The sequence below is a fragment of the Mycobacterium sp. SMC-16 genome, assembly GCF_046250085.1.
In the GTDB taxonomy this organism is placed as follows: domain Bacteria; phylum Actinomycetota; class Actinomycetes; order Mycobacteriales; family Mycobacteriaceae; genus Mycobacterium; species Mycobacterium phocaicum.
This window is the reverse complement of the sequence record NZ_CP176427.1, coordinates 74,277-99,575: the sequence shown is the minus strand read 5'-3', so window position 1 is coordinate 99,575 and position 25,299 is coordinate 74,277. Positions and strand designations below refer to the sequence as shown.

Sequence of the window (25,299 nt, the reverse complement as noted above, 5' to 3'; positions counted from 1 at the left end):
TCACGTATAACCGGACTGCGGTCCGATTAATTCCAGATGCTACTGCACCCGAAATCCGCCGGTCAGGGGGTCGACAGCGCGGCCAACGCCGCGCTGCGGGCGTCCGCAGACGACTCAGCGGCCAACGCCGCGTCGGCGGCTGCCCGGCACTGCTCGAGCGTCACCCCGGACAGGGCGGCGCCGACCGCACGCACCGCGGCTGCTGCCGTCGACAGCGACGTCACGCCCAATCCGACCAGCACGCACGCCAGCGCCGGATCGGCCGCAGCCTCCCCGCACACCCCGACCGGCTTGCCCTGTTCGGCACCCGCCTTGGCGGCCGTGCCCACCAGAGCCAGCACCGCCGGCTGCCAGGGATCGCTCAGCGTGGCCAGATCGGCCGACATCCGGTCCGCGGCCATCGTGTACTGCGTCAGATCGTTGGTACCGATCGACAAGAAGTCGACGTGGCGCAGAATCCGATCGGCCAACAATGCCGCGGCGGGCACCTCGATCATCACGCCGGGCGTCAGGCCGAAGGACCGTACCTGTGCCGCAAAGGCTTTGGCTTCCGCGGGCGTCGCGATCATCGGCGCCATCACCCACGGACGCTGGCCGGTCGCGGTTGCCGCAGCCGCGATGGCCTCGAGTTGGCGGGTCAGCAACTCCGGATTGCCCTGGGCGATGCGGATGCCGCGGACGCCAAGCGCCGGATTCGCCTCATCGACATGCCCGGCGAAGCGCAGTGGCTTGTCCGAACCCGCGTCGAGCGTCCGCACCACCACTTTGCGATTGGGGAACGCGGCGAGTACGTCGCCGTAGATCTGCGCCTGCTCGTCGACGGTCGGTTCGAGATCCCGGTTCAGGAAGCACAATTCGGTCCGGAACAGACCGATGCCCTCCGCCGGGGTCTCGGCCGCCGCGTGCGCTGCGGCACCGTCCTGCACGTTGGCGAGCACCGCGACCTGATGTCCGTCAGCGGTGGCACCGGGGCCGCGCCAGCTGTCGGCGAGGTCGGCCTCACGGCGCGCCCGGGCCACGGCAGCGGCGGCCGACGTCGCGTCGGGCTCGATCTCCACGGTGCCGTTGGTGCCGTCCACCAGCACCATCGTTCCGGACTGCACCTGCTCGAGTCCGGCGACCGCCACGACACACGGAATGCCCAGTTGCCGGGCGATGATCGCGGTGTGGCTGGTCGGCCCGCCCAGGCTGGTCACCAACGCCACCACCAGATTCGGGTCCAGCCCGGCGGTGTCGGCGGGCGCCAGATCCTCGGCGCACAGCACCGACGGCACGTCCGGCACCGGCACGCCGGGCTCGGGCAGCCCGCGCAGTTCGGCGATCACCCGGTCCCGGATATCCCTGAGGTCCGCGACGCGTTCGGCCATGAGTCCGCCCATGCGCGTGAACATCTCGACGAACTGGTCCGCCGTCGCGACGACCGCACGCACCGCGGTCATGCCGTCGGCGATGCGCTTGTCCGTCGCCGACGCCCAAGCGCGGTCCTGCGCAAGGGTCGCGGTGGTGGCCAGTACCTCGGCAGCGGCTCCGGTGGCTCGCGCGGCGCGGCTGCGAAGCCGGTCCGCGACCGTCACCGAGGCTGCCGCGAAGCGCTCCCGCTCCCCCGGCCGCTCCGGCTCTCCCAGTTCAGCGGCGATGCCGTCGGCGTCCGGCTTCGGTCGCGCCCCCGGCCACAGCACCGGCGCGTACCGCACTCCGCCGACGGCGGGAACCCCGTGCAGCACCACAGGTGCACCGCTGGGCGAACGATCGGTTTCCACGTCGACCACCAAAGGCGACGGGCTCACAGATGTCTGACTCATGTGATGTAGATTACTCCGAACCGTTGACAAGTCAACACATCCAAGCGTAAAACAAACAATACAAAGATCGAATCGGATGCGTTCCCACACCACTGGAGGGTCATGTACGCGGAAGAACGGCAGCAAGCCATCGCCGCGCGAGTCCTCGCCGACGGTCGCGCCTCCGTCAACGAACTCGCCGAGACCTACGACGTCACCACCGAAACCGTGCGCCGGGACCTCGACGTCCTCGACAAGGCCGGCGTCATCCGGCGGGTGCACGGGGGAGCGGTACCCGCCCGCACCCTGCACCTCGTCGAGCAGGGTGTCGTCCAGCGGGACTCCACCCAGACCCAGCAGAAGGCCGCCATCGCGGCGGCAGCCGTCGCCCTGCTTCCCGCCACCGGCGGAACGGTGCTGATCGACGCCGGCACCACCACCGCGCGCATCGCCGACCTCATCCCCACCGACCGCGACCTCGTCGTCATCACGAACTCCATCCCGGCGGCCGCGAAGCTGACGTCCAACCCGACGGCGTCCCTGCAGTTGCTGGGCGGCCGCGTCCGCAGCATCACCCAGGCCGTGGTGGGGGAGCAGGCCCTGCGCACACTCGACTCCCTGCGCGTCGACGTCGCCTTCCTCGGCACCAACGGCATCAGCGTCCGGCACGGCTTCTCCACCCCGGACAGCGACGAGGCCGCCATCAAACGCGCCATGGTCCACTGCGCCAACCACGTTGTCGTGACGGCGGATTCGAGCAAGTTCGGCCGGGAAGACCTGGTCAGTTTCGCGCCACTGTCGGCGGTGCGAACCGTCGTCACCGACACCGAGATCCGCGCCCACGAGCGTCAACAACTCATCGACGCCGGCGTCGACGTCATCTGCGCGGAGGCCGGCGCATGATCGTCACCGTCACCCTGAACCCGAGCCTCGACCGCACCCTGTCGCTCGACGAGCCGCTGACCAGGGGAGCGGTACACCGCCTCACACCCGTCTCCACCGAGCCGGGAGGCAAGGGCGTCAACGTATCTCGCGCGCTGACCCAGAACGGTGTGGACACCGTCGCGCTGCTGCCGGCCGCCGACCACGATCCGATCCTGGCGGGGCTGGCGGCCCGCGGCGTGCCGTTCCACAACATCGCCATCCCGGGCGTCGTCCGCAGCAACCTGACCATCACCGAAAAAGATGGCACCACAACCAAACTCAACGAACCAGGGGCACATCTGGACGCCGCCGCGCTGGCAGCCCTGACCGCGGTCGTCTGCGACCGCGCCGCGGAAGCCTCCTGGGTGGTGCTGTCCGGATCGCTGCCGCCCGGGGTTCCCGACGACTGGTACGCCGACGTCGCAGCCCGGCTGGCGGCACTGCCGTGCCGCGTCGCGGTGGACACCTCCGAGCGTCCGCTCACCGCCCTGGCCGAAGCCTTCGCCACCGCCGCCCCTGACCTCATCAAGCCCAACTCCGAGGAACTGGCCTGGCTGACCGGCCGTTCCGCGCAGGAACTGGAAGACGCCGCCGCGCAAGGTGATCCGCTGCCCGTCGTAGCCGCGGCCCGTCAGCTCGTCGACCGCGGGGCCGGCACCGTGCTCGTCACGCTCGGCGGCGCGGGCGCCGTCCTGGTCGACCGGGACGGGACGTGGGCGGCCACGGCCCCGTCGATCGTGCCGCGCAGCACCGTCGGCGCCGGTGACGCGTCACTGGCGGGATACCTCGCCGCCACCATCGCCGGCGCCGCGCCGGAGCAGCGGCTCCAGACCGCCGTCGCCTACGGCAGCGCCGCCGCGTCCCTGCCGGGCTCAGCACTGCCCAGCCCAGACCAGATCGACGTGAAAGCCGTTCGGGTCCAGGCTGTCACGTCCGCCTCCGCCCACCTCTGATCCGTCTGATCCAAAAGGAACACCCATGCCGATCATCACCTCGGAACTCGTCGCACTCGACGTCGACGCCGGTCCCGACAAGCAGAATGTGATCGAACTACTGGCCGCCCGGATGGCCGAAACGGGCCGTGCCACCAACGGAGACGGACTCGTCGAGGCCGCCCTGGCGCGTGAATCCCAGTCGGCCACCGGGCTTCCCGGCGGCATCGCGATCCCGCACTGCCGATCGCCCCATGTCGACGAACCGACCATCGGCTTCGCCCGCCTGGCGCCCGCGGTCCCGTTCGGCGCCCCCGACGGTCCCGCCGACCTCGCGTTCCTCATCGCCGCACCGGAATCCGGCGGCGCCGAGCACATGAAGCTGCTGTCGAGCCTGGCCCGGGCCCTGGTCCGCAAGGATTTCGTCGAACAGCTGCGTGCCGCGGGCACCGCCGATGAAGTGGTCGCACTCGTCGAGGGTGTGGTCAGCCCGGTACCGGCAGCCACGGCCGCATCCGCGACGCCGGCTCCGGTCGCTCCCGCCGCCGAGCCCGCACCCAAGGCCTCGATCATCGCGATCACGGCGTGCCCCACCGGAATTGCCCACACATACATGGCCGCCGACGCCCTGAAACTGGCCGCCGACCGCGCCGGTGTGCACTTCACCGTCGAAACCCAGGGCTCGTCCGGCTCCACCCCGTTGTCGGCCGAGACCATCGCCGCCGCCGACGCCGTCATCTTCGCCACCGATGTCGGGGTCAAGGACAAGCAGCGCTTCGTCGGCAAGCCCGTCATCGCCTCCGGGGTCAAGCGGGCCATCAACGAACCCGACACCATGATCGCCGAAGCCGTTGCGGCGGCGAAGGATCCGCAGGCCGCCCGAGTCCAGGGCGACGCCGCGGCGCCCGCCACCGAGAACCGCGGCGGGCTGGGCTGGGGCACCCGACTGCGCCAGATCCTGCTGACGGGCGTCAGCTACATGATCCCGTTCGTGGCGGCCGGCGGCCTGCTGATCGCGCTGGGCTTCCTGTTCGGGGGCTACGAGATCGCCAACAAGCCTGCCGGACAATCGGATTCGCTCGCGCACATCATCGCGACCACCAACTCGCTGACCAACCTGCCCGCGGGCGGCCTGATGCAGTACCTCGGCGCGGTGCTGTTCACCCTGGGCGGGCTGGCCTTCGGCTTCCTCGTCCCGGCGCTCGCCGGGTACATCTCCTTCGCCATCGCCGACCGCCCCGGCATCGCACCGGGTTTCACCGCGGGCGCGGTGGCCGTCACCGTCGGCGGCGGATTCATCGGTGGCATCGTCGGCGGCCTCATCGCCGGCTTCGCCGCACTGTGGATCGCGTCGTTCAAGGTGCCCCAGTGGTTCCGCGGCCTCATGCCGGTGGTGGTGATCCCGCTCGGCGCCTCGCTGATCGTCGGCCTGTCGATGTTCCTGCTGCTGGGCCGTCCGCTGGCGGCCGTCACCTCGGGTCTGACCCATTGGCTCGGCAGCATGTCCGGCAGTTCGCTGATCCTGCTCGGCGTCATCCTGGGCCTCATGATGTGCTTCGACCTGGGCGGACCGGTCAACAAGGCCGCTTACTCCTTCGCCGCCGCCGGGCTCAACATCACCGACGTCGCATCGCTGCGGATCATGGCCGCCGTCATGGCGGCCGGCATGGTGCCGCCGCTGGCCATGGCGTTGGCCTCCGCCCTCCGGCCCCGCCTGTTCACCGAACCCGAACGCGAGAACGGCCGGGCCGCATGGCTTCTCGGCGCCTGCTTCATCAGTGAGGGCGCCATCCCGTTCGCCGCCGCCGACCCGCTGCGCGTCATCCCGTCGATGATGTTCGGCGGCGCCGTCACCGGCGCCATGGTGATGGCGTTCGACGTGACGTCCAAGGCACCGCACGGCGGCATCTTCGTCTTCTTCGCCATCGGAAACCTCATCTGGTTCGTGGTGGCGGTGCTCGTCGGCGCCGTCTGCAGTGCAGTTGCGGTCATCGCCGCCAAGAGCGCCGGCAGGTCGCTTCCGCCGGTCGACACGACCGCGGCCCTGCAGCCCGCCGCCAGCTGAAACTTCCCGATCAAGGAACCAACCCAACAACACAAGGAGAAGCCATGCCCAGCAAGACCGTCACCGTCGGATCCGCCGTCGGCCTGCATGCCCGTCCGGCAGCCGTCATCTCCGAGGCCGTCATCAATTCCGGAGCGCAGGTCACCCTGGCGGTCGACGGCGGGGAACCCGTGGACGCCGGCTCGGCCCTGATGATCATGACGCTCGGCGCAGGCAACGGAGCGCAGGTGACGGTGGCGTCCGACGACGAAACCGCCGTGGCGACCATCGCTGACCTGGTGTCGCAGGACCTCGACGCCTGACGCGCGTCGCTCGGGGTCGCTCCCGGCAGCCACAGAAAGCGCACAGAGCCCCCGCTACGCACCACTAGTATGAATTCGTGCTAGATGCGTACGGGGAGGGCATCGCGGAACACGGCGGTGTCGTAGCGGGGAAAATGTCACGGGGGACTCGGAAGATCACGAGCGGCCGTCCCCATGGTGGGGGCGGTAGCTCGTGCGCCGTCTAGCCGCCCTGGCTGCGGCGCTGCTGCTGGCTGTCGCCAGCGCACCGCCCGCGCTGGCCATCGAACCGCCGGCCATCGACCCGGGCGCCGTCCCGCCCGACGACACCGGCCCCGATCAGCCGATGGAGCAGCGCAAGATCTGCTCCGCGCCGACCGTGCTGCCGAACACGAACTTCGCCGACAAGCCCTGGGCGGCCGACTATCTGCACCTCGCCGAGGCACAGAAGTTCGCCACCGGAGCGGGCGTCACCGTCGCCGTCATCGACACCGGTGTGAACGCCTCGCCGCGGGTTCCGGCCGAGCCCGGCGGCGATTTCGTCGACAAGGGCGGCAACGGCCTGTCGGACTGCGACGCCCACGGCACGCTGACCGCGTCGATCATCGCCGGCCGCCCGGCGCCGACGGACGCGTTCGTCGGCGTCGCCCCCGAAGCCCGCATCCTGTCGCTGCGCCAGACTTCCGAGGCGTTCCAGCCCAAGGACTCCCGCAGTGACCCCAATGACCCGAACACCACGCAGACCGCCGGGTCGCTGCGCAGCCTGGCCCGCGCCATCGTGCACGCCGCGAACCTCGGCGCCCAGGTCATCAACATCTCGGAAGCCGCCTGCTACAAGGTGACCCGGGCCATCAACGAGACCACCGTCGGGTCGGCCATCGCGTATGCGGTCAACGTCAAGAACGCCGTGGTGGTCGTCGCGGCCGGCAACACCGGCCAGGACTGCAGCCAGAACCCGCCGCCGGACGCCGCCGTGCCGTCGGACCCGCGGGGCTGGAAGCAGGTGCAGACCATCGTCTCGCCTGCCTGGTACTCGCCGCTGGTGCTGACCGTCGGCGGCATCGGACCGCAGGGCCAGCCGAGCAACTTCTCGATGTCCGGCCCCTGGGTCGGCGCGGCCGCGCCCGCCGAAGGCGACACCGCGCTGGGCTACGACGGCAATCCCGTCAACGCGCTGACCGGCCAAGACGGCCCGATCCCGATCAACGGCACGTCGTTCGCGGCCGCGTACGTCTCGGGCCTGGCGGCACTGCTGCGGCAGCGGTTCCCCGACCTGACGGCCGCGCAGATCGTCACCCGCATCACCGCGACGGCGCGGCATCCCGGTGGGGGAGTGGACAACTACGTCGGCGCCGGTGTCATCGACCCGGTGGCGGCGCTGACCTGGGACGTTCCCGCCGGCCCCAAGCAGGCGCCCTACCAGGTCAAGAGCATTCCGCCGCCGGTGTACATCCCGCCGCCCGACCGCGGACCCATCACCATGGTCGTCGTGGCCGGTGCCGCGCTGATCGTACTGCTCGGCCTGGGCGCGGTGACCCGCCGTGCGCTGAGGCGCCGATGAGACACTTCGGGCTCCGCTTCACCACGGGGCACCTGCTGTGGGCGGCCACGCTGGTGCCGGCCGTCGTGCTGCTGTGCATGCATTTCAACCTGCTGTGGCTCGGCATCACCCTCGGTGTCCTGATCGCGCTGTTCTCGGTCCTCGCCATCCGCGGACGGCGGCTGACGGGCTGGATCGCCGCGATGTTCGCCTGGCGGCGCCGGCACAAGGTGGCCCCACCGGCGCCCTCGGAGCCGGCCGTCGGAGCGACCGTCATGCCCGGCGACCACGTCGCGGTGCGCTGGCTGGGTGACCACCTGATCTCGGTGGTCGAACTGGTGCCGCGCTCGTTCACCCCCACGGTGATCGTCAACGGCGAGGCATTCACCGACGACAACCTCGACACCCGACTGGTGGAGCAGTTACTCGCGGCACACGGACCGGACCTCGAGGCGGACATCGTCTCGGCCGGCTACCGCGTCGGAAAGACCGCCCCGTCGAGCGTCGTCGCGCTGTACGAGCAGGTGGTCGGCCCCTACGCCGCCCCGGCCAATCGGCGGACCTGGATCGTGTTGCGCGCCAACCCCGACGAGACCCGCCGGTCGGCCCTGCGCCGCGGCACCGGGATCTCCGGCCTGGCCAGCTACCTGGTGGCGACCACCACCCGCATCGCCGACCAGTTGGCCAGCCACGGCATCGACGCCCGCCCCGCCCGCAGCTTCGAGGAGTACGACCGCGCGACCGCGATCAGCTTCGAGCGCGAGACATGGTCAACCATCAAGGGCCGCAGCACATTTACCGCGGCCTACTCGGCACCCGGCGGCCCCAACATGTGGTGGTCGGCCCGCGCCGACCACACGATCACCAGGGTCCGGGTGAAGCCGGGACACGCGCCGACGGCGACCGTGCTGCTGACGACGCTGGCCACGCCGACGACACCCCGCGGCTTCTCGTGTCTGTTCGGTGGGCAGCGCGCCGCGCTCGAGGGGCTGAGCCCGATCACCGACCGGCACTACGAGCTGCCGATCGGCTCGGCCGGCGTGCTGGTGGGGGAGACGGCCGACCGGTACCCGGTCTACATGCCGTTCGACAACGTGGACTCCACGATCAACCTGGGCGACGCGCACGTGTTCACGCAGTTCGTCGTCCGCTCGGCGGCTGCGGGCGCCGTCGTCACCTTGGCGCCGCAGTTCAAGGAATTTGCGGGGTTCATCAACGCCCGGATCGGGAATGTTCCGAAGGTGGTGTGGCCCAACGCCACCACCTATCTGGGTCCACACCCGGGTATTTCACGAATTCTGTTGCGCCACAACTTTATCGACACGCCTCGCCACCGTCAGCTGCCCATCCAGCTGATCAACCCGCGCGAGGAGAGCCGGTTCCAGATGGCGCTGGAGAAGTAAGGGGGAGCAAGTAGATGGCTGGAAAACTGAAAGTCTCCTCGGAGACGCTGAACGCAAAGGCCGCTGAAGTCGACGTGGACCTGCCGACTTTGCCGCCGGCGCCCAAAGCGCCATGTGAGTTGGCAATCGCGCAAGAGGCCACCGGTTTCCTCATGAACAACCTGCAGCAGCTCGACGCTGCACTCAAGGCTGGGCGAGCTCAGAATCGGCGACTGGCCGCCTGCCTGCGGGCGGCTGCCGCGGCCTACGACGCCGCCGACGCGGCCGGGAAATCCGGCATCGACGCCACCAAGCTGGGCGCCGGCGGGGGTGCACCGATCACCCCCAACCTGCCGCCGGCTCCGGCCCCCGCTGACCCGGTCGGCAGCTTGCCCTGGATGCTCGAATCGCTTGGCGGAGCCGAATCGCATCCCAGTAATCCCGGCATGGACTGGGAGGTGGCCGCCAAGGAGATCAACGGCGGCGACCAAGGGGCCTCGATGATCGAGTTCGGCGCGAAAATGACCGCAGTGGCAGCGAAACTGGCCGAACTGAACAGCAAGTTCAATATGTCCGGCGTCGAGTGGGAAGGCGACGCCGCCGAAGCCGCAGAAAATGCGCTCAAGGATTATTCGACCTGGTTGACGGCGATGACCGCGGCAGCAAACAACCTGGCCGTCCAGGCCATCGAACTATCCACGATCCATGGCGGCAGGCGACCTGAGCACCCCAGCATGCAGGACGTGGCGGACTACGAGAACGCCAGCGTGCTCGCGACGGTGGGTCAGGCGGCATACGACTTCTTCACCGGCCACGCGACCAAGCAGCAGGAATCCGACACTGTGCGGGCCAGGTACGCCCAACAGGCGACCATTCGTTCTCTCGTCACACCGCCACCACCCAACTTCGGGTCGACCGCGTGGCCCGCCGTAAAGCCTGGGGATGTGGCGAAGAAAGACGGCAATGGCACGGGCACGCCCCAAGCGCCTGGCGGGGGCAGCCCGTCCGGCGGCGGCGGTGGGACGCCGAGCGGTGGAGCGCCGTCGATGCCGGAATCGCCGAGCGTCAGCCCAGCCAGCGCCGGTGCCCAGAAGCCCGAGGGCGGCGGATCACCTTCTGGCGGTTCACCTTCCGGCGGCGGCTCACCGTCAGGCGGATCCGGACAGGGTTCACCGAGCGGCGGGATGCCCGGCGGCTTGGGCGGCGACAAGCCCGAGATGCCGAGCCTGCCCGACGGCCCGAGCGTGAGCCCGGCCTCCGCCGGCGGCGGCGCGGGCGGGGGATCCGGCGGCGGTGGCGGTGGACTGGGCGGCCAGCCCATGCAGCCGGCGGCCGTCGCACCCGCGTTGGGTTCAGCCGGCGGTGCGGCAGCAGGCGGCGCGAGCCAGGCTGCGGGTCGTCCCCCTGTCGGCGGCGGTATGGGCGGCGGCATGGGCGGCATGGGCCACGGCGCCGGCGGCCGCGAAGGCGGCAAGGAGAAGAAGCGCAACGCGAATCTTTCTCCCGACGAGGTCCTGTACAAGGAGGACCGCGCGTTCACGGACGGCGTCATCGGGCACCGGCGCCGCACCAAGATCGATGACAAGAAGGACAACAAATGATCGAGATGCATCCCGAGGTCGCTGCGGTTCTCCAGCAGGCCCAGCGCCTGCAGTCGGTCATGGACGAGCAGCTCGCCAAGATGAACACCGAGTCGTTCACCGCGACCGACGAAGCCAAGACCGTCGAGGTCACCCTCAACGGGCACCACTGGCTGACGGATCTGTTCATCGAGGACGGCCTGCTCCGCCTCGGCGCGGACACCGTGGAAGCCCGGATCAACGAGGCCCTGGGTAACGCGACCGCGAAGGCCACCGAGTCCATTGACGCCGACCGGGCCCGTCTCAACGAGCTGGTCGCCGAGATCACGGCCAGTAATCCGCCCGCGCAGCCGTAGCGGTCACTGGATGACGACCGCCAAACTGGCCGCGGCGACTGCGGCCGTTGCACTGCTGGCCGGCTGCACGACGGTGACGACCGGCGATGCGACAAAAGATCCGTCGTTCAAACCGGGTGACGCCATTGTCAGCCTGCTGAACCCGGGCAACTACCCGACGGCACCGAAGCCAGGGCCTGCGATGAAACCGGGAGCCGAGAGCGGCCGGATCATCGACGGCGAACGCATGGGCGAGTACGTCGTTGGGCCGTGGGAGGTTGATCCGCAGCTGCTGCACGTCGGCTTCATTTCGACCGGCTTGTTGTTCAGTGTCGTATCGCTCCTGTCGCCAGAGCTAGACCAACTGGCCCAACAGCATCACTTGATCTACGGATTCGGCTCTGGCCGCCACACGGACGCCAACGCCGACCACCTCCGCAAACTACAGAACACCGTTTTGCGCTTTCCAAATCCCGACGAAGCGGCTGCCGCAGCATCTGATCTCTACACGCAGCACCCGGGCATCCACGACCCCTCGACGAAACCCAACATTCCGGTACCTGGACACCCGGAGTCGCGGATGCTCCAAACCACCATGCCGGACGGGACGTACGCCACTTCGATCATTTCGCCGCATGGCCCATATGTCTTGATCCAAAGCGGCATGGCACAGGAAAGCGCCGACGTCTCCCTGCAATTGGCCCTCAAAGCGCTCGATATGCAGGCGCCCAGGATCGATGACTTCAAGCCAACTGATCCCAGCCAGTTCGCGACCATGCAGACCGATCCTGAAGGATTGCTCACGCGGACGGTGCCCACCAAGGAACACAAGGGAAATCAAGGCTTGTGGGGGCCACGTGGCCTGCTTCATTTTGATGACGACCCGGTCCAAACCGCAGCGGCGTTGACGGCGGCCGGCGTAGACGTCATCTCGGTGCGCGGCGCCTACCTCTATCGAGCCAAGGACGCCGCGGCTGCGACGCAGCTGGCTCAGAAGTTGGCCCAGCCTGGCGGCAAAAACCCCAGTGAACCGGGCCCCGTCGTACCCGGCCTGCCCTCGGCCAAGTGCCGGGCGATCAATTATGCCGACGTGAAGGCGCTCGTCTACGACTGCGTCACGTCGTTCGACCGATGGGTGTATACGGCGTCCTCGTTGCAGCCATTCGACGCCACACAACGAATGGCATCCCAATACCTGCTGCTGACTGCGAAATAGCGCCACCTCGGTTCAACGCGCTCCGACCACCGAGCCACGGCGACTGAGGCACTCAAACACTCGAATGCGTACAGTTCGCGGAGAGTAACTGCGCACTGCCTCGGCGTTGCGCAGTCCGGGGAGACGATGGGGAGCGTCATGAAGATCGCCAGGTTGACCGCAGCGACTGCCGCAGTGTCAGTGCTGGCGGGCTGCACAACGGTGACGACGGGTGACGCGGCCAAAGACCCGTCATTCAAGTCAGGCGACGCCATCGTGAGCCTCCTCAATCCCGGAAACTATCCGACGGCACCCAAGCCCGGGCCCGCGATGAAACCAGGCGCCGAATCTGGACGCCTCATCGATGCCGAACGGCTCGGCGAATTCGTCGTCGGACCGTGGGAAGTGGATCCCACCCTGATCAGCATCGGGGTGAACGTGACGGGCCTGTTTCTCGATGCCGACCGTCTGAACAGCGTCGAACCCGGTCCCATGAAGCAGATCGCGAAAGATCATCAACTGATCAATGGGTTCGGTTCCGGTCGCGGAACCAACCGCGGCGCGGATCACGACAACCAATTGGTGATTCTGGTGCTGCGCTTCCCAACTGCTGACTTGGCCAACGATGCCGCCCGCCAATTCTCAGAGCAGGCGCCGGTCATCGATCGGGCCGCACCCAATCAACCGATACCAATTCCCGGACACCCGGAAGCGCTCGCTCATGAGTCCACAACAGCAGACCGTAGTTTCACGGTCAGTGCGTATACGCCGCACGGGCCATACGTGCTCTATCAATACGCGTTGAGTGACGTAAACGTCGACACCGCAACACAGTTCGTTGCCAAGGCGTTGGACCTGCAGACTTCGCGCATCGACAAGTTCCAGCCAACCGATCCAGCACAGTTCGCCACCATGCAGACCGATCCTGAAGGCCTGCTCAGCCGGACGGTTCCCACGAAGGAACACACGGGCAATCAGGGCCTATGGGGGCCGCGCGGCATACTTCATTTCAGTGACGACCCACTGCAAACGGGTACCGACCTGACGGCAGCCGGCGTAGACGTCGTTTCGGTACGCGGCACCCACATCTACCGTGCCAAGGACGCCGCGGCCGCGACGCAGCTCGCGCAGAAGTTCGCCGAGCCCGACGCTAAGAATCCCACCGAACCGGGCCCCGCCGTAGCCGGTCTCCCCTCCGCGAAGTGCCAGGCAACCGACGCCGCCGAGATAAAGGCGCGGGTCTACTCCTGCGCTGCAGCACTGGACCGGTGGGTCTATACCGCAGCATCGTTGCAACCATTCGACGCCACCCAGCGGATGGCCTCCCAATATCTGCTGCTGACTGCGAAATAATCGGACGACAATGACCTCGACCTTCAATCCCGGCGACATCGTGGCCGGCTACACCATCGAATCCGTCCTCGGTGTCGGCGGCATGGGTGTGGTCTATAAGGCCAAGAACCCCCAGCTGCCTCGCAGCGATGCCCTGAAGGTTCTCACCACCTCCATTCAAGGGGACGGCCAGTTCCGTGAGCGCTTCCTCCGCGAAGCCAACGTCGCCGCCACCCTCGACCACCCCAACATCGTCGCGGTCTACTCGCGCGGCGAAACCGAGGCGGGCCAGCTGTGGATCGCCATGCAATACGTCGCGGGCACCGACGCCGACCAGGAAGTCCGGTCCGGGCGAATGTCACCCGCGCGGGCGGCCCGCATCATCACCGAAGTTGCCAAGGCTCTCGACTACGCACACCGCCGCGGCATCATGCACCGCGACGTCAAGCCCGCCAATTTCCTGCTGGCCAATCCAGAGGATCCCGGCGATGACGAACGGGTCTTCCTGGCGGACTTCGGAATTGCTCGTGCATTCGACGATGCCGCGCACCTGACCACCGATGGTTCGGTCATGGCGTCCATCGCCTACGCCCCGCCCGAAGCACTGAGCGGGCAGCACGTCGATTCTCGAGCAGATGTCTATTCGCTGGCCTGCAGCTTCTTCGTGCTGCTCACCGGCCGGACGCCGTACGGTGGTCTGCCCGGCGGCATAGCCGCGATCGCCGCGGCACACGTGACAGGAGAGATACCGCGTGTCACTGACCGCGTGCCCCACCTGCCGTGGGCACTGAACGAAGTGATCGCCCGGGGGATGGCAAAAGATCCCAACGCTCGATTCCAGACCGCGCGCGAATTCGCCGCCGCGGCCACGGCCGCCATTGCGAACACCGGGCCCGCGCCACAGCCACCCGGCCAACTGCCACCTCCGGGACCGCAATCATGGCCGCCGCATCAGCCGACGCCGCCCAGCGGCGTGCTGACATATCCGAGCGGGCAGTTCAGCGGTCCCTACCCACCCGGACCACCACGCGGCCCGATGCCTCGCCAGATGGCGGCACCCCATTCTCCAGCCCCGCAACAGAAGAGTTCGCGCAAACGTCGACTGGTCATCGGCGCCGCGGCAGCTGCCGTGGTCACCGTCATCGTGGTCGTCGCCTCGATACTGCTCATCGGCAAGCCCGGTGCCCCGGCTTACACCGCGCAGTCGTTCACCCACGCCCACGGCAGCACCGAAATCACCAAGGCACCAACAGCTGTCGCCGCCCTTGGCCCCGGCGACGCCGATGCAGTGCTGTCTCTCGGCCTACAACCGGTGGCCATCGCCGGCGCAGGCACGTCCCTGCCTTCGTGGTTGCAGTCCAAGATCACCGGGAACCCGTCGGTCAAGGACACCGTCGGTTTCATCGACACCAGCGCCATCCAGGCCGCCAAACCCGACGTCATCATCGCGACCGGCGAGATCGACGACGCGACCTACCAGCGCCTCGCTGCTATCGCCCCGACCGTGACTCAGCCGAAAGACACCAGCCGGGCATGGAACTGGCAGACCCAGCTCAAATGGGTTGGCAAGATTCTCGGCCGCGACAAGGACGCCGACAACCTCATCGATCAGGTGTCGTCCCAGCAGACCGACCTGAAGAATCAGAATCCGCGAGCCGCAGGGAAGAGCGTCCAGGTGATCCACGTGTCGGACGACGGCGTCAGCCAGACGCTGACACCATCCAACGCGGCGGACTATCTCAGTTCGCTCGGTTTGAACTACGACGCCGAATTGCGTCGCAAGTCAGGCGACAGTAGTTCAACCCGGTCGATGCCAGACCTTGGGAAATTGTTCTTGATTCACAGCGAAGTGCTGGTCGTCGTGCGCACCGACAAAGCGGCCGGCAACGGTGGGGCAGCAGGGCTTCCTTACCAATTGGCCGCCTACCGCGGATCGATGATCATCGTGGATGACCCTAATAGTGTTGCAGCACTTGCCGATCCCGGTGGTTACCTGGCTACTGAGTATCTCAACGCCAACTTTGTTCCGCTGATGAGCGTCATCCGCTGAGTCACAGGCCTGCCGCAATCTTCGCCACCAGGTCGCGCCCCTTGTTCCCGACGTTCGGAGCACACACCCGCACATCGATGATCACGTTCCTTCGTGCACCCAATGAGTGCTGACAAGGAACTCGGGTGCCATCGCCGGCCATGCCCGACACCGGAACGCTCGCAACGGAATCGACCGATTCAACTTTCTCCAGCGCATACGTGAGGGGCACCTGACCGCCCGTGACCGTCGCCTGCTGGTTCTGGCATGACCGCCAGTGTCGGGCGGTCCTGTCACGAAAGTCCGCCGCCTCCGCATCTGTGGGAAACGCGGCAACCACCTGCACGACTTGAGCATGTTGATCACCGTGGAGCAGCTGCCCCGCGAAACCTGTTCGGCCGTAGTACCCAATAGTGTCGAGAGCCGGCATGACAGCTTCGAGGCACCGAATAGGTTCCACCCTCAGCTTGGTATCCGGCTTCCTGAAGATCGCCTCCGGCGTCATGGCGACGCCCACCAGATCGCTGATCTCAGAGGGAGAGCCCAACAACTTCGGCAGGCCGGCATCATCAACAGGTTTGGCGACAGCTGACGTCGACGTCGTCGGAGAAGCGACAGCCGTGGCTGTCGTGGCCGTGCCCGAGACCTTCCGGTCGGTGACCGAACAACCCGCCGCCACGACGACCACCGCTCCGATGAGCATTCCAGTACGCCTGGGGTTCATCTGGTCCTTCCGTCAGCTGACTTTGTCAGCGATCTGCTTGGCCAGGTCCGTGGCCTGAGCGCCGCCACCCGAACTGCACGCCAATACGTCGATCACCACATCAACCTTGGTCGTCAGCACGTGCTGACAACTGCGTCCCGGCTCGGTGAACACCGCAGTGAGTGTGCCCGCGCCGGACGTGACCGCACCGACCGCCAGTTGCCGCGGCGGCTGGCCGTCGGCCGTGAACGTGACGGCCGTGTTCGCGCAGCCGGGCCACGTCGCCGCGGCCGGAATCCGCTCTGCCGCTTGAGGTGCCGGGTAGCCTACGGTGTACGCCACCATCCACACATTCGGATCCGCCGGATTGTGCAGTTCCATTCCCGACATTCCCGTGAATCCGGGCGCGAAGGTCCCGGAGCTGCCCGCGTCCGCGACACCGGCACACGGCGGGGGAGTGGCCGTACCACCCCGTGGAGTTTCCGCGGTGACGATGGTCGCGTTCGCCATCGGCGGCGACTGCATGACGGCGCTCACCGCTTTTCCGTCAGGGAGCAGGTTCGCCAGATCGATGCGGTGGGTGGGGACCGCCGCCTTGGGCGGTGCCGCGGGTGCCGTCGGCTGCGTCGGCCGGTTTCCGGAGTCGCGGGTCAGGTAGGTCATGCCGGCCACAAATCCTGCCGCAAGCACTACGGCGACCGCGATCATCGCAGCTTTCGGGGGACCCGCTTTCGTGCCGCCCGGCAGCCGAAGTCGTCGGTACACCACGAAACCGGCAACCGCGCCCAGCAGCAACAGGACACCGATATCCAGCGCCCACCAGCGCAATTCGTGGTGCCACAGCTGGTCGTCGACGGACATCAGCGGAGCAATCTTGAGCAGGTCGACCACGCTCGCCGACGCCGCGAATCCCCATCGCCCTGGCAGGAACCACGACGCCTGGTCCAGGCCGACGCGTCCCGTCACGGGGATCATGCCGCCGGAGAACACGATCGACAGCATGATGACGACGACGAGCATCGGCAGGATCTGCTCGCTGGACCGCGCCAGCGAGGACAGCAGCAGGCCCAGGATCGCCGAAACAATTGCTGCCACAGTCAGACTCACGTAGAAGTCCAGGGTCGCGCTGCCCAGCAACAATGCGCCTTGCGTGGGCGCGCCCTTGCCGATCACCACGATCGCCACGACGATCGCAGTCTGAATCGCGGTGAACGCGCTGTACACAACGATTTTGGCGGAAAGGTACGCGGCGGCCGACAGCCCGACCGCCTGCTCCCTGCGGAAGATGGTGCGCTCGCCAACCAGATCACGGATCGTCAGTGCGGTTCCCATGAACACTGCCGCGATATTCGCGACGATGAGCAACTGGTTCGGCTCGTTGGGGGAGTGGCCCACAGTCGCCACCCCGAATCCGGTGTCCCCCGGCACAATCAGCGACATCGCCCCCAGGATGAACGGCAGCAGCAACAAGAAGCTGGTGTAGATCCGATCGGCGAAGATCAGCTGCAACTGCCGGCGCGCGACGGTAAGCATCTGGCGACCGGTGCTGGTGCGCGCCGGTGCGCCGAGCGGGCCGGCAGGTTCCGGCGGTGCCGGCGGTTGGTTGGCAGCGGGGTTGTTCTGCAGGAAGACGGCATGCGCCGCATCGGGATTGGCCGATACCCAGGCGAAGATGTCCGCCCAGTCCTGCGTTCCCATCGCCGATCCGACCGCTTGCGGCGGTCCCGCGTAGACGGTCTTGCCGCCGGGCGCCAGGAGCAGCACCTGGTCACACATGTTCAGGTAAGTGAGGGAGTGCGTCACCACCAGCACCGTGCGCCCGGCATCGGCCAGCCGCCGCAACATCTGCATGACCTGGCGGTCCAGCGCCGGGTCCAAACCGGAAGTGGGCTCGTCGAGGATCAAAAGCGAAGGGCCGGTAAGTAGTTCGAGCGCCACCGATGCGCGCTTGCGCTGCCCGCCCGACAGCTTGTCCACGCGCTTGTCGCGGTGCTGGGTGAGTTCCAACTCGGCGAGCACCCGTTCCACCACCGCGCTTCGATCGTCCTTGCTCGTATCCGGCGGCAACCGAAGTTCGGCGGCATAGTTCAGCGCCTGGCTGACCGTCAGTTGGCGGTGTACAACGTCGTCCTGCGGCACCATGCCGATCCGCGACCGGAGCGACGCATAGTGCGCGTGCACGTCGTGTCCGTCGAAGGTGACCTGCCCGGACGTCGGTTTGGTGACACCGCCGAGCAGCCTGATCAACGTCGACTTGCCCGCGCCCGACGGTCCGATCACCGCCGTGAGGGTGCCGGGCCGGGCGTCGAACGAGACGTTGGTGAGCAGTTGGTGGCCGTCGATGGCGAGTCCGACCTGGCGTACCTCGATGCCACCGGTCGCGACTGCCTGCCGCGACTGGACCGCGGTACCGCCGGTGAACACCAGATCCGTGTTGCCGACGGTGATGACGTCACCGGGACGCAGGGTGACGGCCTCGACCCGGTGCCCGTTGACGAAAGTGCCATTGCCCGAACCGTTGTCGTACAACTGCGTTCCGGTCGGGGCGGGCACCAGGTAGGCGTGAATTCGGGAGGCCAGCGAATCTTCGACCTTGATGGTCGCAGTCGAGTGTCGCCCGATGGTGACGGCCCCAGGGGGCGGACCCGACGAGCGTTGTGGCGCGGGGGCGGGCTGGCGCGGCGGTGGAGGCGGCGACTGCCGCTGAACCGGCCGTGGCGGCAATGGAGGAGCCGGCTGCGAAGGACGCGGGGCCGCCGTCTGTGGCGGCGGCTGCCGGTACTTGGCGACCGGGATGACCTGTGTGGCGGTCCGGAAATGCAACTGCGGTCCGTCCGGAGCACCGACAGCCAGGACGAGGTCGTCACTGATGACAGCCGACGGCACACGCGTCCGGTTGGCGAAGATTCCGTTGCGGGACTTGTCGATTGCCACCCACTGACCGACTCCGGGATCCACCCGGATGATCAGATGCAACCGGGACACCACGTGCTTGGCGCCGGGGCCGGCGTCAGGGATCCTGACGTCCGAGGCCTCGCCACGACCGACGGTGACCTCCTTGCCGGGCGGGAAGGTGAACATTGCGCCGCCGAGCGTCACGATGAGCGGCGGGACGGAGCTCACGAATGCACTCTCCTCACTGGTAGCGCTTGTAGCAGCCCTCGTCGTCGGTGGACAGCCCGGCCCGGAACGCCGCGATCCGGGTGAACGCAGCCGGAACACCCTGTCCGTCGACGGCCGTGGCGACGTAGCCGTTGGTGAGCAGCCCGGCGACGGCCTTGTCCAAGTCGCCGGCGGTCAGCTGCAGGCTGGCCCCACTGGGCAGGTCGTGCGGCTTGGCCATCTGACGCTGGGCCTGTGCGGTCAAGCAGGCCGTGCGTAAGGCGGCCGTCGGGTCGTCGAGCTTCACCCCGCGCTGGCTCTCGAGCGCCATCATGTACCGCGACACCACAATCGAGAACGCCGTGTTGTCGCCCTGAATGAGACTCTTCTCGGCCATGTCCGCCGGCGTGCCGATCTGCGCAAGTGCCGGCAGATTCACGGAGATCGTGTTGGTCGACGGACAGTACGAAGCAGGTGAATCACCCTGGGAGATATCACATTTCGCTGCACCGTACGTCAACTTCGGCGGCTGCTTCGGCGAGTAGATCACCCCGAGCAACTCAACCAGGGTGCCGATCGTGTCCTTGTCGACGGGCAGGTCGGCCGACCGGTGCTCGTCGTCCATCGGCTCATCTTCGAGCTCCATCGGCAGGCCCTTGCGGCGCTGCTTGATGTCGTTCAGATCGATGGCCGCGCACGCCTGCGGTCCGACCGTGAAGCCCTGCTGGAACGCGCTCACGCGGTCCAGCGCCGTGCCGTGTCCGTCGGTGAGCATGTCGTCGTCGTGCGGTCCCAGCGTTGGATCTCGGACGGTGATCAGCCCGGCGAGCACATGGTTGAGGCCGTCGCCGGTGCTCATCATGAACCGCTTGGAATCACCCGCCGCGACGTAGTGCAGATACGCGCCGGCGAAGCAGTCGGCCTGCTGTTCACGGACGATGACAGGTGTACTACGAGTCACCAGTTTCGCCATGTACTGGATCGCGTGGCCGTATTCATGCCCGATCAGCCCCGCGACGGAGACGTCACCGAAGTACTTGCGCCCCGTCGGGACCATGATGCCGCGGTCCCAGGCCATCAGCTTCTCGCTCGGGCAGTAGAAGGCGTTCACCAGACCGGCGGTGTCCTCGTCACACGCTTCCGGACTGTTCCGATCGCGGGCGTCGTACGACAGGAACTTCTCGATGGGCTTGAACGAACCCTTCAAACCCGACGCGCTGAAGTCGTGTTGCCAGTACTCGGCGATGTCATTGATCGCCTGCAACGCCAGTCGGTCGACGTCGCTGTTGTTGGTGTTCTGCACCTTGCCGACCGCGGCCGGTGCGTTGTCCCGCAACCCGCTCGGCCCGTCCTTGGCCGGGAGGTCGGCGACATGGAAGGGGTCGTTGACCGGCGACACCGCGGTACCGGTGACGGTCGGCGCGCAGCCGGCCAGCATCGCCACCGCGCACAGCGCCACCGAACGTCGCAGCGCCGTTCCGCTTCTCACCCGCAATCCGAAATCGCCTGTCATCGTGCCCCCTGACGTTCGGTTCAGACTATGGCCTGCCGGCAGCTTCAGAACAGCGAACGGCGCACCCCGATTTCAGGGTGCACCGTTCATCGGTCGGGCTGTCAGAACTGACCGGTAGCGATCTTCTGAATACCCTTGTGGACCTGAATTCCGATGTAGCCCAGCACAACTGCGATGACACCGTTGATCACCACAGCCAGGATCAGCATTGCCGTGAGGCTACCGCTGACGTAGGGGCTGCTGCTGACACCCGCCAGGCCGATGATGCCGAACAACAGACCCAGCAGGCTGGCCACCGCGCCCACACCGCAGATCCCGTAGGCCACGAACTGCGCAGCCAGCTTCGTGCCCAAGGCCAGGAAGCAGTAGGCCAATCCGAGCCAGATCACGCTTGCGATGAGCGAACCGATCCCGCCGAACAGGCTCAGGAACAACCCGATGAGCACCGCTCCGCCGTAGCCGAGGTAGACGAACTGGTTGGAGCCCTGGGGGTTGTTCCGCATGTTCTGGAACCACGGCTGTTGGATCAGCTCGCCGCGGACACCGCGCGTCATCAACCGGAAGATGAACGAATCACCCTTCGTGAGCAGCGACTTCGCCATGTCGACGGGCGTTTGCTGCGGACCCGCCGGTCCGCCGAACTGCTGCCCGCCCGGACCGGGGTATCCACCCGGCTGGGGTGAGCCGAAGCCAGGCTGGGCACCACCCGGACCGAAGCCTGGCGGCGGCACCGACGCACCGAAACCCGGGGCACCGAAGCCAGGGGCGCCGTAGGTCGGCGCGCCGAACCCCGGCGGGGGCGGCGGCACGGGCGCACCCGCCGGATTCCACGACTGCTCGGGCTGCGGTGGCACCGGCGCTGCGGGCTGACCGAACTGCGGCTGCGGAGCCGGCGGCTGATAGCCGGGCTGCGGCGGCTGCCACTGCGGAGCAGCGGGCGGCACCTGCTGGCCATAGGGATTCGGCGCGGCGGGAGGCTGCGGCGGCTGCCACTGTGGGGTCGCGACGGTCGGCGGAACGACCTGCGTCTGGTCGCCCGCCTCCGGAGCGGCTGCGGCCGTCGGCTGCAACGCCGACCGGTCGACGAACTGGGTCTTCTCCTCGAGATCACCAGCCGCCGGTGGCTGCTCACTCACCGAGCCGGCCTCGTGATTTTCGGACATATCGTGGTCTCCCTAAAAATTGACTACTCAAGACACCGTACGGGCGCCGACAGCGCAATCGCGCAGCGGTGTCACACGCGCTGCGCGCCGCACGAACCCGTCAGAACCGGATGTTCCGGATGCTGTCGTAAACGCCGGCGATCCACAGCAGCAACGGAATCACCGCGGCAATCGCCGCACCGTCGGTCAGCTCCAGGATCCGCTTGGTCACCGGTGACACACGGCCGACACCGTCGGTCGCGCCGACCGTGATCAGCGCGACGACCGCGAGCCCCACATACAGCACGATCGCCAGCCAGGCGCTATCAGCGTCCCAAGAGACCAACTTGATCATCACGCCGGTCGGGATGGACACCGTTGCAGCCAGCAGTGCCCAGCCGCACCACCGCTCGGCATACAGTCGCGACCGGAAGCCGCACACAACTGTCACCAGTCCCGCGACGATCAGCGAGTGCACGAAGAAGTGTCCCTGCACCACGATCGCGATGGCACCGTAGGTCAGCACCGTGACACCTGCGCTCAGGAAGCCGATCAGCAGCTGCCGCGCGAGCGTGCTGCGTTCGGTCAGCCGCGCCGCGGAATCAGGCACCGAGTCGATGATCGCGCGCCATGTCGCCGACTCCTCGTCGGTGACATCACTGTGCGCAGCAACAGGATCCAGGAGTTCCTCGTTCGCGATCACCTCACCCGGCGCGGGAATCGGCGGCAGCGCGATCCGCGCCACCGCGACCGTGAGCTTCGCCGCGTTGGTGATGACGATGAGACCGACGGCGATGGCGCCCGCCGGAACCCACGACGCTCCGCCGTATCCATACGCGATGGCCGCGCCCGTCACCGCGGCCGCGATGACCGCCAGGAAAGCCGCCACCGCGGCGCGTTTCCGCGGCCCGCCGCGGGTTGCCAGTACGACGATCAGGATCACCGCCGCCGCACCCGCGAGCTGGGGCGCACCCATGTCGTTGATCCCGTACGGCAGCGGAACCGCCAGTGCCGCGGCGCCGCCCAACAGCGGCAACGACGCCACGAGAAGACTCTCGGACAGATCGGCGTTGTCGTACCGCCCCTTGGCGATGAAGCTGCCGGCCAATACCAAGGCACCGAGCAGCCCGAGGGCGACCGGCCACCACCAACCGTGGCCGGACTGCGACCACGCCCACAACGATGCCCCGGTCGTCGCGAACGTTGCGACTGGGATAGCAAGTCCGACCAGCTTTTTCAGCGCTTGACCGTCGAACTCAGGAGACTCCTCGAGCACCGCCATGGCGTCGATCACGTCCTCGACCAGCGGCCGGTACCGCTCGGTGCGGCTCACCGACACCAAGGTCAGCAAGGCCCCGTCGACCACGCCGGCGTCATCGAGCGACTCGGTGGACTTCAGCGGCGGTGAGCCCGGGCGCGCGAAAGCCCACACGCCCTGCGCTTTGAAGTCGAATCCGGCCAGTACATCCGCCGGGGTGTCGTCGAGCAGATCGGCAAGGACGTTCACTGTCTCGTCGATATAAGTCTCGATCGCCGTGGACGCCGGGAGGACCAGGTCGGTCATGCGTCGACCGGTCAGGATGGTGACCCGGGTGGTCGACTGCCTTGTCGGACTGTCAGCTGCCGCGGTAGGCGCAGCGGTTGCGGGGCCGGCCGATGCGGTCACCGACGCTCGAGCCTGTCGAAGTCGTCCGACAGCGCCGCGGCGAGCTCGGTGATGCGGCGCTGGTACGTCTTGCCCAGCAGATCGAACTGGATGTCCGAACCGGCGGCGATGTGCTTGTCCCACGGCAGCACGACGACGCGGCCCGCCGGCACATGCCGCTCGAACTGCTGCACCAGGTCGTCGACGTCGATGTTGGTCTTGCCCGGGGTCACGTGATTGATGACCACACATGCCCGGCCCAGCAGGTCCTGATATCCGTTCTGCCGCAACCAGTCCATGGTCACCGCGGCCTGGCGGGCACCGTCGATCGAGGCGCTGGCCACGATCACCAGACCGGATACGGTCGACAGCACGGCACGCGAGGCCTGGTGGAACAAGCCTGCGCCGCAGTCGGCGAGCACCAGGTTGTAGTACTGCGAGACGATCTTGACCGCAGCGGCCCAGTCCTCTTCGTTGAAGTCACGGCGGGCGACGCTGTACTCGGCCGACGACAGCACCTCGAGGTTTGAGGCGTTCATGCTGGTGTAGGCGCGGATGTCGTTGTAGCGAGCAAGTTCCTTGTCGGACAACAGGTCCGAGATGGTCGCGGCCGACTGCCGGCCGGCGCGGTCGGCCAGGTTGCCGCCGTCCGGATCGGCGTCGACAGCCAGGATCCGGTCGCCGCGGACCTTCGCCATGACAGAGCCCAGGGTGACGGTGACGGCCGTCTTGCCGACGCCGCCCTTCAGTCCCAGCACACCGATCTGGTACGAGTCGCGGGCGTTCCGGCGAATCCGGGTGTAGAGGTCCAACTCGTAGAGCTCATCGGGCGACAGGCCCAGGTTGATGCGCGTCAGCAGATAGAGCACGTGGCGCCAGCCGCGCTGCGACGGCATCTTCACCCCGGCCCGCACACCCACGTGGGACAGCGCGTCGATGGCGCGGTGGTCGCCGATGGTGGCGGCCGACGTCTGGTCCGGCATGTGCTGCTCGGTCCACTGCATGTCGGCCTGGGGATGATCCATGGCGTAGTGCTGTGGCGGCGGCTGCATGTGCCGCGGTGGGGGCGGCATCATCATCGGAGCGTGCTGCGGCTGCTCGTACTGCGCGCCGGCCATGGGGGCGCCCTGCGGCGAGCGCATCAGGCCGTTCTGCATGAATTGCGGTGGCGTAGGCGGCATTTGAGTCGTCACTTCAGACGGCCGCGGCGGCGGGACCATGCCCGGCGGCTGCTGCGCTTGCCCAGCAATGGGCAGACCGGACGGCGATTCGGCCCCTGCAGCCGAGGCAGCGGCCGCTGAGGCCGACATCTGCGCGGCGGCAGCAAGGGTCGCATGGTCGACGGTGCGCGTGGCTTCCTCGTTGTCGGCCTGGCCCGGCGAGTTGTTGAAAAGCCGGTCGTAGTCGGCGGACATGAGTACCTCTCGATTGTGTGTTGGTTACCCGGGAACGCACATGAGGTGGGCAGAGTCGACCCTACGCCGACCTGCCCACCTCCTGTGTTGCGTCGCGTGTATCGCCTAGCCGAACATTCCGGTGACGCCGTGCTCGGTCGACTGCATGTTGCCGCCGGCCTCGCTGACGGCATGCCCGAGGCTCTGCAGCGCGTTGTTGAGCTCCATCGCAGTGTTGTCCCAACGCTGCTGGACGGCCTGGTAGGCCTCGGAACCCGAGCCGCCCCAGACGGAAGCCAGCTTCGCCAGCGAGGCCTTGCCCTCGTCCAGCAGGCCGTGCGTCGTGTTCACCGCACCAGCCAAGTCGCCGGCACTTCCTTCGATGCCCGCGAAATTCCAATCCTGTGCCATTTGTCTTCTCCGC

Annotated in this window: 19 protein-coding genes; 11 read left to right on the top strand and 8 right to left on the bottom strand. The window is 67.5% G+C overall.

All coding sequences use genetic code 11. The features are described from left to right. Window positions 1-62 precede the first annotated feature (62 nt). A complete protein-coding gene (gene ptsP / locus ACJEIK_RS00480; RefSeq protein ID WP_409430846.1) occupies window positions 63-1,802 on the bottom strand; it encodes a phosphoenolpyruvate--protein phosphotransferase in 1,740 nt (579 codons plus the stop codon). A gap of 102 nt (window positions 1,803-1,904) precedes the next feature. Here ptsP and ACJEIK_RS00475 point away from each other — a divergent pair, with 102 nt between their 5' ends. The 11 genes from ACJEIK_RS00475 to ACJEIK_RS00425 all read left to right on the top strand — a co-directional run bounded on the left by ACJEIK_RS00475 (window position 1,905) and on the right by ACJEIK_RS00425 (window position 15,397). Then, window positions 1,905-2,684: a DeoR/GlpR family DNA-binding transcription regulator gene (locus ACJEIK_RS00475; RefSeq protein WP_064858585.1), complete on the top strand. Its 780-nt coding sequence runs from the start codon at window positions 1,905-1,907 to the stop codon at window positions 2,682-2,684. After that, entirely contained in the window at window positions 2,681-3,658 is a 978-nt protein-coding gene (pfkB, locus tag ACJEIK_RS00470; RefSeq protein ID WP_409430845.1) for a 1-phosphofructokinase, read from the top strand. Before ACJEIK_RS00475 ends, pfkB begins: the two co-directional genes overlap by 4 nt. Window positions 3,659-3,683: 25 nt before the next feature. Then, a complete protein-coding gene (locus ACJEIK_RS00465) occupies window positions 3,684-5,702 on the top strand; it encodes a fructose-specific PTS transporter subunit EIIC (protein WP_064858587.1) in 2,019 nt (672 codons plus the stop codon). A gap of 44 nt (window positions 5,703-5,746) precedes the next feature. Continuing rightward, entirely contained in the window at window positions 5,747-6,004 is a 258-nt protein-coding gene (locus ACJEIK_RS00460) for an HPr family phosphocarrier protein (protein ID WP_061000546.1), read from the top strand. 193 nt (window positions 6,005-6,197) lie between these two features. Continuing rightward, window positions 6,198-7,544 carry a type VII secretion-associated serine protease mycosin gene (gene mycP / locus ACJEIK_RS00455; RefSeq protein ID WP_061009391.1) on the top strand — a complete coding sequence of 449 codons (1,347 nt, stop codon included), beginning with the start codon at window positions 6,198-6,200 and terminating at the stop codon, window positions 7,542-7,544. Beyond that, window positions 7,541-8,926, top strand: coding sequence for a type VII secretion protein EccE (eccE, locus tag ACJEIK_RS00450; RefSeq protein ID WP_064858589.1), 1,386 nt, complete (start codon window positions 7,541-7,543; stop codon window positions 8,924-8,926). Before mycP ends, eccE begins: the two co-directional genes overlap by 4 nt. Window positions 8,927-8,940: 14 nt before the next feature. After that, entirely contained in the window at window positions 8,941-10,506 is a 1,566-nt protein-coding gene (locus ACJEIK_RS00445; RefSeq protein ID WP_064858590.1) for a PPE domain-containing protein, read from the top strand. Continuing rightward, on the top strand, window positions 10,503-10,841 hold the full coding sequence (locus ACJEIK_RS00440; RefSeq protein WP_020099970.1) for a YbaB/EbfC family nucleoid-associated protein: 339 nt from the start codon (window positions 10,503-10,505) through the stop codon (window positions 10,839-10,841). Before ACJEIK_RS00445 ends, ACJEIK_RS00440 begins: the two co-directional genes overlap by 4 nt. 10 nt (window positions 10,842-10,851) lie before the next feature. Then, window positions 10,852-12,036, top strand: a complete 1,185-nt coding sequence (locus ACJEIK_RS00435; RefSeq protein WP_061000554.1) for a hypothetical protein — start codon at window positions 10,852-10,854, stop codon at window positions 12,034-12,036. A 138-nt stretch (window positions 12,037-12,174) separates the two neighbouring features. Beyond that, window positions 12,175-13,368, top strand: a complete 1,194-nt coding sequence (locus tag ACJEIK_RS00430) for a hypothetical protein (protein WP_064858592.1) — start codon at window positions 12,175-12,177, stop codon at window positions 13,366-13,368. Between the two features lie 10 nt (window positions 13,369-13,378). Then, window positions 13,379-15,397, top strand: a complete 2,019-nt coding sequence (locus ACJEIK_RS00425) for a serine/threonine-protein kinase (RefSeq protein ID WP_061000557.1) — start codon at window positions 13,379-13,381, stop codon at window positions 15,395-15,397. Window position 15,398: 1 nt separating this feature from the next. On the opposite strand, the gene ACJEIK_RS00420 is transcribed toward ACJEIK_RS00425, so the two are convergent. From ACJEIK_RS00420 to ACJEIK_RS00390, 7 genes are all read right to left on the bottom strand, one after another. Continuing rightward, complete coding sequence (locus ACJEIK_RS00420) at window positions 15,399-16,079, bottom strand: sensor domain-containing protein (RefSeq protein ID WP_064858593.1); 681 nt, start codon at window positions 16,077-16,079, stop codon at window positions 15,399-15,401. Between the two features lie 33 nt (window positions 16,080-16,112). Beyond that, entirely contained in the window at window positions 16,113-19,160 is a 3,048-nt protein-coding gene (locus tag ACJEIK_RS00415) for an ATP-binding cassette domain-containing protein (protein WP_163693174.1), read from the bottom strand. A gap of 55 nt (window positions 19,161-19,215) precedes the next feature. Then, window positions 19,216-20,694 (bottom strand): neutral zinc metallopeptidase, encoded by a 1,479-nt coding sequence (locus tag ACJEIK_RS00410; protein ID WP_064858595.1) that lies wholly within the window; start codon window positions 20,692-20,694, stop codon window positions 19,216-19,218. 101 nt (window positions 20,695-20,795) lie between these two features. Then, window positions 20,796-21,857, bottom strand: a complete 1,062-nt coding sequence (locus ACJEIK_RS00405) for a hypothetical protein (RefSeq protein ID WP_064858596.1) — start codon at window positions 21,855-21,857, stop codon at window positions 20,796-20,798. 100 nt (window positions 21,858-21,957) lie between these two features. After that, window positions 21,958-23,502: a type VII secretion integral membrane protein EccD gene (gene eccD / locus ACJEIK_RS00400; protein WP_082762262.1), complete on the bottom strand. Its 1,545-nt coding sequence runs from the start codon at window positions 23,500-23,502 to the stop codon at window positions 21,958-21,960. Beyond that, the gene (locus ACJEIK_RS00395; protein WP_061000004.1) at window positions 23,499-24,896 is read right to left on the bottom strand and encodes a MinD/ParA family protein; all 1,398 of its coding nucleotides are present in this window, start codon (window positions 24,894-24,896) and stop codon (window positions 23,499-23,501) included. Before ACJEIK_RS00395 ends, eccD begins: the two co-directional genes overlap by 4 nt. 105 nt (window positions 24,897-25,001) lie before the next feature. After that, window positions 25,002-25,286 carry a WXG100 family type VII secretion target gene (locus tag ACJEIK_RS00390; RefSeq protein ID WP_061000005.1) on the bottom strand — a complete coding sequence of 95 codons (285 nt, stop codon included), beginning with the start codon at window positions 25,284-25,286 and terminating at the stop codon, window positions 25,002-25,004. Window positions 25,287-25,299: the final 13 nt, after the last annotated feature.